The sequence below is a fragment of the Dactylosporangium darangshiense genome, from assembly GCF_039537565.1.
Lineage (GTDB): Bacteria > Actinomycetota > Actinomycetes > Mycobacteriales > Micromonosporaceae > Dactylosporangium > Dactylosporangium darangshiense.
Map to the genome: position 1 here is coordinate 90,656 of NZ_BAABAT010000040.1, position 10,961 is coordinate 101,616.

The 10,961-nt window shown below is 68.1% G+C and carries 10 protein-coding genes; 6 read left to right on the forward strand and 4 right to left on the reverse strand.

What is annotated here, in order from left to right:
• Window positions 1–313: 313 nt before the first annotated feature.
• Entirely contained in the window at window positions 314–1,309 is a 996-nt protein-coding gene (locus ABD901_RS59250) for an ATP-binding cassette domain-containing protein (RefSeq protein ID WP_380132014.1), read from the reverse strand.
• A gap of 150 nt (window positions 1,310–1,459) precedes the next feature.
• On the opposite strand from ABD901_RS59250, the gene ABD901_RS44520 reads away from it, so the two are divergent.
• Genes ABD901_RS44520 through ABD901_RS44530 form a run of 3 tightly spaced genes read left to right on the forward strand, consistent with a single transcriptional unit; the run spans window position 1,460 to window position 4,610 of the window.
• Window positions 1,460–2,824 carry an ABC transporter substrate-binding protein gene (locus ABD901_RS44520; RefSeq protein ID WP_345137384.1) on the forward strand — a complete coding sequence of 455 codons (1,365 nt, stop codon included), beginning with the start codon at window positions 1,460–1,462 and terminating at the stop codon, window positions 2,822–2,824.
• Window positions 2,824–3,741, forward strand: coding sequence for a carbohydrate ABC transporter permease (locus ABD901_RS44525; protein WP_345137386.1), 918 nt, complete (start codon window positions 2,824–2,826; stop codon window positions 3,739–3,741). Before ABD901_RS44520 ends, ABD901_RS44525 begins: the two co-directional genes overlap by 1 nt.
• Window positions 3,738–4,610, forward strand: coding sequence for a carbohydrate ABC transporter permease (locus ABD901_RS44530; protein ID WP_345137387.1), 873 nt, complete (start codon window positions 3,738–3,740; stop codon window positions 4,608–4,610). The genes ABD901_RS44525 and ABD901_RS44530 overlap by 4 nt, the downstream gene beginning before the upstream one ends.
• A gap of 14 nt (window positions 4,611–4,624) precedes the next feature.
• On the opposite strand, the gene ABD901_RS44535 is transcribed toward ABD901_RS44530, so the two are convergent.
• From ABD901_RS44535 to ABD901_RS44545, 3 genes are all read right to left on the reverse strand, one after another.
• Window positions 4,625–4,876, reverse strand: coding sequence for a hypothetical protein (locus ABD901_RS44535; protein ID WP_345137389.1), 252 nt, complete (start codon window positions 4,874–4,876; stop codon window positions 4,625–4,627).
• Window positions 4,877–4,965: 89 nt separating this feature from the next.
• Complete coding sequence (locus ABD901_RS44540) at window positions 4,966–5,544, reverse strand: sigma-70 family RNA polymerase sigma factor (protein ID WP_345137390.1); 579 nt, start codon at window positions 5,542–5,544, stop codon at window positions 4,966–4,968.
• Window positions 5,541–7,058 (reverse strand): sodium:solute symporter family protein, encoded by a 1,518-nt coding sequence (locus tag ABD901_RS44545; protein WP_345137397.1) that lies wholly within the window; start codon window positions 7,056–7,058, stop codon window positions 5,541–5,543. The genes ABD901_RS44540 and ABD901_RS44545 overlap by 4 nt, the downstream gene beginning before the upstream one ends.
• A gap of 21 nt (window positions 7,059–7,079) precedes the next feature.
• Here ABD901_RS44545 and ABD901_RS44550 point away from each other — a divergent pair, with 21 nt between their 5' ends.
• The 3 genes from ABD901_RS44550 to ABD901_RS44560 form a co-directional block, all read left to right on the forward strand.
• On the forward strand, window positions 7,080–9,629 hold the full coding sequence (locus ABD901_RS44550) for a carbon starvation CstA family protein (RefSeq protein WP_345137392.1): 2,550 nt from the start codon (window positions 7,080–7,082) through the stop codon (window positions 9,627–9,629).
• Window positions 9,626–9,799, forward strand: coding sequence for a YbdD/YjiX family protein (locus tag ABD901_RS44555; protein ID WP_345137393.1), 174 nt, complete (start codon window positions 9,626–9,628; stop codon window positions 9,797–9,799). Before ABD901_RS44550 ends, ABD901_RS44555 begins: the two co-directional genes overlap by 4 nt.
• A 392-nt stretch (window positions 9,800–10,191) precedes the next feature.
• On the forward strand, window positions 10,192–10,961 hold a 770-nt coding region (locus ABD901_RS44560), incomplete at its 3' end, for a hypothetical protein (RefSeq protein ID WP_345137395.1).

The window sequence follows — 10,961 nt, forward strand, 5'->3', positions numbered from 1 at the left end:
TCCTCCTACGACATCACGGAGCGAGTCGGCCGGCATCTAGGCACCGACCTACGAGCGGAAGCGGTCGCGCGTACGCGGCCGCGACAAAGGCTCTCTACGACGGCGACCTGGGCGGCGGCGTGAGGACGATAGCCGGTACGGCGTCGATGTCGGGCGTCACGAGGCGCGGTTCCGTGCGCGGCGATTGCGATAGTGGGCGGGAAGAGAGTGACCGCGACGGCGCCTGCCTAAAGGAGGCAGAGGAAGGCGACGATGGAGTCGGCGCCGTGCGGACGCATCAGCAGGGCTCGCTCACCAGGGCGCGTCGCAGTGCCTAGGGCAGCGGCGACGTGAGATGCGCGTGTTCCGAGTGGCCCGTAGGTAGGGGTGGTGGGCGGGCGGGGCGCGGCACAGCGTCCGACAACCTCAACCAGATCTTGCGGGTCCGACACGGACGCCTCCCACGGGTGGACATGGACGCAGCTATGGAGTTGTTGAGCGGCGAGCAACGCTGGCCGACGGGGTCGACGAAAAATCGCTCATGGCGAGAAACCGCGGTGCCGCGGTAAACCGGCAGGCGGGCTTGGCAACTTGCCGGACCGCCCGCGACTGCTCGTTTGACGCTGAGACCGTGTCTCATTTGGGAGCTGACGATCGGTTCGGGCGTGATGTTCAACCGGAGCGTCCGATGTGGACCGTGGCCGTGCTGGTGCCTCATGGGGGATCGCTGTGCCGGTGACCCGCCGCGCCGGCGCCGGTGCGGCTGCACGGTGGTGCCCGGCGCTGGGCGATGAGGCGATGTTCGATGAGGAGTACGGCCAAGCAGTGGGCGGGTCGCCAGTGATTTGAGCCGGTCGGTGATGGCGGTGACGAGGTTGGGCTGGATGCCTTCGGATGGTTCGGCGAGGATCAGCACGGCTGGCCGGCCGACGAGGGCACGGACGATCGCGAATTGTTGTTGCTCGCCTCCGGAGAGTGTTCCGGCGGGTTGTTTGCGGCGTTGGTGCAGGACGGGAAGTAGCTGCATATCTCGTCGGGGATTGTTGTGGTTTTGGGCGGGTGCCGTGTAGGCCGATGCGGAGGTTTTCCTCGACGGTGAGGCGGGGAAGAGTCCTCGGCCTTGTGGTACGTATCCGATCCCGGCCCAGCTTCGGCGATACGCGGGCAGTGTGGTGATGTTCGTTCTGTCGAGATGCATCGAACCGGAGGCGGTGGGCAGCAGGCCGACGATCGCTTGGCCAGGACGATGACCAGCGGCCCAGGCCCCACCGACTGGCTGCGCGAAGCCCTCGACGCCGATTGGATGCCAAACGGAACATGTCGTCGGCACAGCGCGCAGCGGTGGACACCGCGGAGCCGCAGATCGTGGACGTTCATGGGTCCTGTCGGATTTGTGGTGTAAACGATTCGCCGGACACGGCAACAGAAGGAGGTGACATTACCTAACGTGCCATCCAAAGGGCTGAGCAGACGCCGCCTTATGAGTGGCGCTGCGGCGACCGCGATGGCGCTCGCCTCCGGCTGCGCCCATGAAGACGACGACGGCTCCAGTACCGGCGTGCTCGTCGGCGCACCTCAGGAGGAGTTCACACCGCCGACGGGCAAGCTGTCCGGATCGCTGCGGATCCTCGCCTGGAGCCATTTCGTGCCGACGTACGACCGTTGGTTCGACGACTTCGCCCGCCGGTGGGCGGGGCGGGTCGGCGTCGACGTCAGCATCGACCATATCGATCTGAGTCAGATCACGACCCGGGTAGCGGCCGAAATATACGCCGCTCAGGGCCACGACCTCATCCAGCACGTTGCGCCGTTGCCGCAGTTCGAGCCCGCGGTGCTGGATCTGAGCGATCTCGTCCGGGAAGCCAACCGGCGGTGGGGGCCTCAGGCGGAGCTGTGCCGGCAGTCGAGCTTCAATCCGACGACGAACCGGTACTTCGCCTACGCACCGGGTTGGGTCCCGGATCCCGGCAACTTTCGGCGCTCGATGTGGTCGGCGATCGGCCTGACCAATGGACCGGCAAGCTGGGACGAGTTGTTACGCGGCGGAACCGAGATCCGCCGGGCCAGCGGCAACCGGCTCGGCCTGGGGATGTCCCAGGAGCTCGATTCCAACATGGTCGGGTGGTCCCTGTTGTGCTCGTTCGGATCCTCCGTACAGAACGCTGAGGGACGGGTCACGCTCAACGGGCCCGAGGCCGTCGCGGCGGTGGAGTTCATGACGCGGCTGTACCGCCAGGCCATGACCAACGAGGTGTTCTCGTGGGTTCCCAGCTCGAACAACCAGGGGATGGTCGCCGGTCGGCTGTCGTATATCACCAACTCGATCTCCGCCTGGCGCACGGCGCAGCGGAACACTCCCGCGGTCGCGCGCGACATAGAGTTCGTGCCCGCGCTGGGCGGGCCGGCGGGTGCGTTGGCTGCGCACCACCTCGTGCACAACTGGGTCATCCCGAAGTACGCCGCTGGAGCGGCCGCTGGTCAGGAGTTCCTGTTGCACTACACCGCCAATTTCGCGGCCGCCACGTACTCGTCCATGCTGTATGACTTGTGCGCTTGGCCAGGCCGCACGCCAGAGCTGGCAAACTGGCTCCGGCGCGACCCGTTCGGCGCCAATCCGCCGGACAAGCTGGCGCTGCTCGCGGACGCCGCCAAGTGGAGCATCGGCCTCGGCTACCCGGGCACGGCGAACGCCGCCACCGGTGAAATAGTCAGCAGCTACGTCGTTCCCAACATGTTCGCCCGGGCGGCGCGAGGCGAGGTCAGCGCCGCAACCGCGGTCGCCGATGCGGCGGCTCAGGCCCGATCCATCTATGCCAAGTGGCAGACCCGCGGCTTGGTGGCCTGATGGGAAATCACACGCTCGCGCAACGTCGCCGCCGCATCCGCGAGCGCGACACCGCGCTCGCGATGCTATTCGTCGTGCCGACGGCCGGCTACGTCCTTGCCTTCATCCTCGGTCCGGTCGTCCTGGCCGTCGCCTACGCACTCTCCGATGTGACCGTTGCCGACCCGAGTTTCGATTGGGTTGGCCTGGGCAACATCGACCTCGTCCTGGCTGACTCTGTGTTCTGGCGGTCGCTGCTGAACACGTTCGTCATCACCGTAGGGACGACGTCGCTAGCCGTGGCCGGCGGCAATGTGGTGGCTCGACTCATGCTGGCTCGCGTGTACGGGCGCTCACTGGTCCGCCTCTGCGTGCTAATGCCGTGGGTCACTCCGGTCACCCTTTCGGCGGTATCGTGGCTGTGGCTGCTCAACTCGGTCTACTCGCCCTTGGACTGGGCCGGACGGCAGCTGGGCCTGCTCGGCGCGGCTGAGAGCGCCAACTGGCTGGGTCGGCCTTCGACGGCCATGGCGGCGGTCGTTGCGGTGCAGGCGTGGCGGCTCACCCCGCTCACCGCCGTGATCATTATGGCCGGGCTCGTAGCGATCCCGCGCAACATCCATGAAGCGGCACGTATCGACGGCGCGGGTCGCTGGATGCGGACCCGCTTCATGACGGTACCGCTGACCGCCCCGATCGTCGCGGTCGCGGCGTTGTTCTGCGCGGTCTTCACGTTTGGCGACATGGCGGTGGTGCGGATACTGACCGATGGCGGCCCGAACCGCTCCACTGAAATGCTTGCCACACTTGCGTTCGGCAAAGTCATCGCCGGCGGCGACGTGGGTCAGGGCGCCGCGGTGGCACTGTTCCTGCTGCCGATGCTGCTCGCGGCCACGCTAGCTATCCTCGGCCTGGTACGTCGGATGGTGGCCCGGTGATCCCCACGGTGCGCACCGCACGAGCGCGGGGGCGGCAACGGCTCGGCACCGTAGTCGTGCACGTGGCGGCATACACCGCAGCGCTGCTGGGCGCAGGGCCGTTCTTGTGGAGCACCCTCACCGCTGTAAAGCTCAACCGGGACTTGTACGACCCGGCGCACAGCCCTCTGTGGTTCAACGCTCCACCGACCGCAGACCACCTTGTCTATCTGTTGCGGCACACTGCTTTCGCGACGTTCGCGTGGAACACGCTGTGGATCAGCACTCTCGTAGCGGTGGGCACCCTCGTGCTCGCCACGCCCGCCGGTTATGCGCTGGCGCGGCTGCGGCGGCCTTGGGCCGGGCGTCTCGGCATGGCTATCTTCCTGACCTACCTGGTCCCGCCGAGCGTGCTGTTTCTGCCGCTGTCGCGGCTCGTCGCCGCCGCTGGGCTGCAGGACTCGGACTGGGCGTTGGTGCTGATCTATCCGACCGTGACCATTCCGGTATCCGTCTGGCTGCTGATGGGATTTTTCAGCGCGATTCCAGCGCGAATGGAGGAGCAGGCGATGGCGGACGGCTGCACCCGCTTCGCCGCATTTCGCTGGGTCGCGCTGCCGCTGGTGGCACCGGGGCTGGTGGCCGTCGTGGTGCTCAGTTTCGTGCTGTGCATGAGCGAGTACCTCTACGCGACGGCGTTCGTTGCCCGCACCGCCGGGAAGGTGGTCTCGACCGGAGTCCCCACGGAGCTGATCGGTGGGGATCTCTTCTACTGGCAGTCCCTGCAGAGCGCCGTCGTGCTGGTCGCGGTGCCCGTCGCCGTCGTATTCAATCTGCTGCTCAAGCGGTTCATTGCGGGATTCACCGCAGGTGCGGTGTCCGTGGGATGAGGGTGGGGCGCCGGCTACGGCGGCGGCCCGATGCCGCTCCTCGGCGCCTCGGTGCTGTGGCCCGGCCGGTCATCGAAGATGATGTGGATGTTGACGTTAGCGCGGCCGAGGGCCCATAGGCCGATGATGTCGGCCAGCGCGAAGATCACTGCGGCGAGGATCGCCAGCACGATCCGCCGCCGGCGTTCCCGGCGCCTCCAGTCGGCCAGGGCGGCCGGGTAGCGATTCGACGCGCCGTGCACCGAAGTGGCGAGCGCGTCGAACACATCGCGGAGCTGCTCCTCGGCGATCCCCCCGCCCGCGGCCGAACCGGTTGCGGGCGCCTGACCCGGCGCCTGATCGGATGGAACGCCACTCATCTTCGCTCCTCGAGTAAGCGCGTGAGCGTGGCCATACCCCGCGACGTGTGTGACTTGACCGCGCCGGCCGAGATGCCCATAGCCGCGGCTATCTCCGATTCTCGCAGATCCAGCCAGTACCGCAGCACCAGCGCCTCCCGCTGCCGGGCCGGCAGTCCCTTGATCGCCTCCACCAGGGCTCGCTGGTCGTCGCGCAGCAGGACCTCGGCCTCGGCCGACCCGACCGATTCGATCACCTGCTCCGCGTGCCTGCGTGCCACCTGTAGCCGGCGCACCCGCATCCGCACGAGGTTGCAAACGACGGCGCGCAGGTAGCTCAGCGCGGCGTCGTGACTGCGCAATCGGTGCCATCGCCGGTACAACTCGTAGAACGCCTCCGAGACGATGTCCTCGGCCTCGCCCTCCGCACCGAGCAGCACCGCCAGGCGCAGCAGCGGGGTGTGGTTGGCGTCGAAGAGCCTGGCCAACGCAGCCTCGCGCTCCGTGTCGGCGAGGTTCCCCCCGGCGGGGCCGAGCCCGGCTGCGGCCGGGTCGGCGGCCGGTGCAAACGGGCGTGACGAGACCTGCTGCGTCACGGGACCACCGCCCCGATGGCGGTACCGTTGCCGAGTTCCCGGGCCACGCCGAGCCGGTCCAGCACCGGGGTCAGCGCGGCAGCGACCGTGAGGTTGAGCACCAGCGCGGCGAGCGCGACGTACACGTGCACGCCGGCGAAGGAGACGACGGGAGAGAAGCCGCCGGAGGCTACCAGTGCGGTCCCCGCGACCATGCCGCCGAGCCAGCCGGCGAGCAGCGCGCCGCGGTGCGGCCAGCGGGTGAACAGCCCGAGGGCGACAGTGGGGAACGTCTGCAGGATCCACACCCCGCCGAGCAGTTGCAGGTTGATCGCGTCCTGGTCCGGTAGGCCGAAGACGAACGCCAGCGCCCCGAACTTCGCCACCAGCGACACCGCGCGGGCGACCTGCGCCTGGTGTTTCGGCGTCGCCAACGGGTGGAAGTACTCGACGTAGACATTGCGCACGAACAGCGTCGCCGTGCCGACCGACATCACCGCGGCGGGCACCAGCGCCCCCACCGCGAGCGCACCGAACACGAGCCCAGCGGCGACCGGTGAGGTCAGCTCCCGCACCATCAGCGGCACGGCCGCCTCGGCGTTGCCGGGCCGGGCCTGTACGCCCGCGGCGAGCGCTGCGACGCCGAGCAGCGCGAAGAGGCCCAGCACCGCGGTCCACGCCGGTAACCCGATGATTGCCTTGCGGAGCCGGTCGCTGCTGGACGCGGCGAAGGACGCGGTCAGTACGTGCGGGTACATGAGCAGCGCGAGCGCGGAGCCGAGCGCCAGCGTGGCGTAGGCGGTATAGAGCGAGGGGGTGAGGGTCAAGGAGGTCTCCGGTACGCCGCGCGCGGTGATGGTGTCCTCGGCGGCGCGGAACACCGCCTGCGGCCCGCCGAGCCGGTCGAGGACGAGCACGACGATGCCGACGACCGTCGTGCCGACCAGGACCCCCTTGGCCATGGAAATGACGGTCGGCGCGCGCAGCCCGCTGCGGTAGGTGGCGCCGGCCAGCACCGCGAACACCGCGACCAGCGTGAAGTCGCCCGCGATCCCGTCGGGGTAGAGGCCGCCGGCGACCAGGACCGCGCGGATGCCGAGTAGCTGCAGGGCGATGTACGGCATGGTGGCGAGGATCCCGGTGAGCGCCACCACGAGCGCGAGGAGCGGTGAGTCGTAGCGAGCTCGCACGTAGTCGGCCACCGTCGTGTGGCCGTTGTCCTTCGCCACCTGCCACAGCCTCGGCAGGAGCACGAAGGCCAGCGGGTAGACGATCACCGTGTACGCGAGCGCGAAGAACCCCAACGCCCCGACGCCGTACACCAGACCCGGTACCGCGGCGTACGTGTAGGCCGTGTAGATCGTGCCGCCGAGCAGGAACCAGGTGAGCACGGCCCCGAACTGCCGCCCGGCCAGAGCCCAGCCGTCGAGTGTGGGCAGCTCGTCGCGAACCCGGAAGCGCCGCGCGGCGATCGCAAGCAGCGACGTGCCGGCGACGACCAGCGTGAAGGCGGTGGTGCTGGCGGGATCGACCATGGGCACCTCTCAGTCCTTCGTATGTTGCGCAGGCTTCCGGATCGGTTGACACGAAACAAGAGGCAATCGGGCGGTAAACCGTGCGACATGGGTGCGCAACATTCATGCATCGTCGACGACTGCTCGGGAGGCCGGTATGGCGAGATTCCGGAAGGCATTCAGGTTCGCCGCCTATACCGGCCTGGCACTGCCGCTCGTGGCCATCCTCGGGGTGCCGTGGTACGCGCGCACCACGCCCCGGCTGGCCGGGCTGCCTTTCTTCTACTGGTTCCAGCTCGCCTGGATCTTCCTCAGCGTGGCGCTGATGGCGCTCAGCCATCTGCTGCTGAAGCGCGCGAACCCTGGGGTCCGCGCGCCTGGGACGCATCCGGGCGGACACCCCCATCCTGGAGAACATGCATGAGCATCTTTATGCCGAAGACCCGGCCACGTCCGGGCTTGCGGTCCATCGCGATCTGGACGGCGGTCGCGGTCGTTGGTGCGGTGGCCTGGGCGATGATCGCGCTGGCCCGCGGCGAGCGCATCTCGGCGATCTGGCTGGTCGTTGCGGCGCTGTGCTCGTACGCGATCGCCTACCGGTTCTACGCGCGGTTCATCGCCCGGCGCGTGCTCAAGGTCGATGACCGACGCGCCACGCCCGCGGAGCGGCTGGACAACGGCATCGACTACCACGTGACCGACCGACGGGTACTGCTGGGTCACCATTTCGCCGCGATCGCGGGTGCCGGGCCGCTGGTCGGGCCGGTCTTGGCGGCGCAGATGGGTTACCTGCCCGGGACCATCTGGATCATCGTCGGCGTCGTCTTCGCCGGCGCCGTGCAGGATATGGTGGTCATGTTCCTGTCGATGCGCCGCGACGGGAAGAGCCTCGGCCAGATGGCCCGGGACGAGATCGGCCGCGTCGGTGGCGTCGCGGCCCTCGTCGCGGTCTTCTCGATCATGATCATCCTGCTCGGTGTCCTCGCACTCGTCGTGGTCAACGCGCTGGCGAAGTCGCCTTGGGGCACCTTCTCCATCGCCATGACCATCCCGATCGCCCTGTTCATGGGCTTCTACCTGCGGGTAATGCGGCCGGGCCGCGTCGTGGAGACCAGCGTGATCGGGGTCGGCCTGCTGGTGCTCGCCATCGTCGCGGGTGGCTGGGTGCAGAACTCGAGCTGGGCGGGCGTGTTCACCCTCAAGCCGGAAACGCTGGTCTTCTGCCTGATCGGCTACGGCTTCGTCGCCTCGATCCTGCCCGTGTGGATGCTCCTGGCGCCGCGCGACTACCTGTCCACGTTCATGAAGATCGGCACGATCTCGTTGCTGGCGGTCGGCGTCCTCGTGACCAACCCGGCCCTGCAGAACGAAGCGATCACCAAATTCGCCTCGACCGGCAACGGCCCGGTCTTCGCCGGCGCGCTCTTCCCGTTCACCTTCATCACCATCGCCTGCGGAGCGCTGTCCGGCTTCCACGCGCTGATCTCCTCGGGCACCACACCGAAGATGATCCAGAAAGAGTCCCAAGTCCGGCTCGTCGGCTACGGCGCCATGCTCATGGAGTCCTTCGTCGCGGTCATGGCCATCATCGCCGCGTCGCTGCTGGATCCAGGGCTGTACTACGCGATGAACTCGCCCGGCGGCGTGGTCGGCACGACGTTCCAGACCGCTGCGACCGCGGTGACCAACCTCGGCTTCACCGTCACGCCCGAAAGCCTCCATGCCGCGTCCGCCGCCGTCGGTGAACCGACACTGGTGTCACGCACCGGCGGCGCACCCACCCTCGCGGTGGGGATTTCCGAGATCTTCTCCGGATTCCTCGGCGGTACGGCAGTGAAGGCGTTCTGGTACCACTTCGCGATCATGTTCGAAGCACTCTTCATCCTGACCACGGTCGACGCCGGAACCCGGGTAGGCCGGTTCATGCTCCAGGACATGCTGGGCAACATTTGGAAGCCGATCGGCCGGATCAGCTGGCGACCCGGCGTTTGGCTGACCAGCGCGGCCGTCGTCGGCGCATGGGGCTACTTCCTCTACACCGGCGTCACCAACCCACTCGGCGGCATCAACCAACTCTTCCCCCTGTTCGGCATCGCCAACCAGCTGCTCGCCGCCGTGGCGCTGACCGTTGTGACAGTCATCCTGGTCAAGAGCGGCCGGCTCAAATGGGCCTGGGTCACCGCCATCCCGCTGGCCTGGGACGCGGCGGTGACGCTGACCGCCAGCTACCAGAAGATCTTCTCCGCCGACCCGAAGATGGGCTTCTTCGCCCAGCGCCAGCGCTACGCCGACGCGATCGAACACGGCAAGGTCCTCGCACCCGCCAAGAACCTCGACCAGATGCACCAGGTCGTCACCAACTCCACCGTGCAGGGCATCCTGTCGGTGCTCTTCGCGGTCCTGATCATCATTGTGATCGTCGACGGAGCCCGAGTATGCCTCCAGGCGATCATCCGGGGCCGGGAACTCCCGACAACGGAGGCGCCATTCGTGGAATCGGCGATCGTCGCACCGCCCGGCCTCTTCACCACGGCTGGCGAGCAGCGGGAACTCGTCATTGCGGCGGCCGTCGACGGGAACAGCGACCGATGAACCTACAGCACCTACCGACGCGGCTCTGGTGGTACCTACGCGAACTGGCCGGCGAGACCGGCTACGACCACTACGTCGCGCACTACCGGAAACACCGCACCGCGGGAGCCCCACTGACCCGCCGGGAGTTCGAACGGCTGAAGAGCGGCACGGCCGTGCGCTGCTGCTGAAGCACAGGACCGCCTCGCGGCCGGACCGGGCTCACACCAACCCGGCCGGCCGCGACGGCGGCGTTGTATCAGGTAGCACTGTTCTGCTCGTCGAACACGGTGCCGCGGCCCGTGTGGCATTGTCGCCGGAACGTCTCGCGTTCGGCGACTTCGCGAGCGAGATGCTCACCCCCTATGTCGCCGCCGCGCAATGCCGGGCGACGCCAACCCTGAGGCGTTGTCCAGCCCTACGGCTGTGACTACTTGGAGAAGTCTCCTTGTGTCAAGGAACAGGCCTGTGACTGGGAAAGCCCGTATGTCCTCTGGCTATGCCAATCATCCCGTGGAGTCTTGCCTGGCATCACCATCCTTCCCGGACGTGACGCTTTCTGTGCGCTCGTGTGGTGGTGGCTATGCGTGACGTCGTTGAGACTTCTCCGCCGGGAGACGCAAGCAGCGACCACGCGCGCGGGCCGGGTGCCAGGATCGCGGCAGCGGCCCGCCGTGCGCTCGGCGCTGCCTACAACGGTGAGACCGCGGACTCGGCGGCGAACGCCACTGACGCCGCTACCTGGCTGGACGCCATGCGCGACGAGGACCTGACCGATCTCCTGGACCCCATCGGGCAACTGGGCTGGGCCGAACTGCTCGGAGAACGCTACGACGACGCGATCCGGCACTTCGGCCGGGGCATCCGCCTGGCACGGCACACCGGTCGGAGCTATCTGATGCCGTACCTGTTACTGGGCCAGGCGTACGGCTGTCGCGTGGTCGGCCAGCTCACCGAGGCGATGCGGTCGGCGGAGTCGGCCGAGGACATGGCGCACCTGCTGAACCGGTCGGATCTTCTCGGGTACGCCCTCAGCCTGCAGGCGTCGACGGTGGCCGTGCGTGATGCTCCGGAGCTGGCGGCGCCGATCGTGGAACGGGCGCTGCGCCCGATCGGCACGGCCGGCCGGCTGCGCGGGCTGATGATCGCGATGCTCGCCTCGATCCGGCTGGAGCAGGGGCGTCCGGCCGAGTGTGTCGAGCTGATCCGGGCGCTCACCGATAAGCCGCAGCACTGCGGGCCGGCTCATTCGTTCAGGGCGGGCTGGTACTACACGGCGGCGCGGGCTGAGGTCGATCGTGGCCGGACGGCTGAGGCCCGCGACTGGACCCGGCGTGCGGTCGAGGCAGCGGG

Bases quoted from the DNA above. Each gene is read 5' to 3' on its own strand.
- ABD901_RS44525 (WP_345137386.1), top strand. From the start codon at position 2,824: ATGGGAAATCACACGCTCGCGCAACGTCGCCGCCGCATCCGCGAGCGC.
- ABD901_RS44550 (WP_345137392.1), top strand. From the start codon at position 7,080: ATGTTGCGCAGGCTTCCGGATCGGTTGACACGAAACAAGAGGCAATCG.
- ABD901_RS44520 (WP_345137384.1), top strand. From the start codon at position 1,460: ATGAGTGGCGCTGCGGCGACCGCGATGGCGCTCGCCTCCGGCTGCGCC.
- ABD901_RS44545 (WP_345137397.1), bottom strand. From the start codon at position 7,058: ATGGTCGATCCCGCCAGCACCACCGCCTTCACGCTGGTCGTCGCCGGC.
- ABD901_RS44555 (WP_345137393.1), top strand. From the start codon at position 9,626: ATGAACCTACAGCACCTACCGACGCGGCTCTGGTGGTACCTACGCGAA.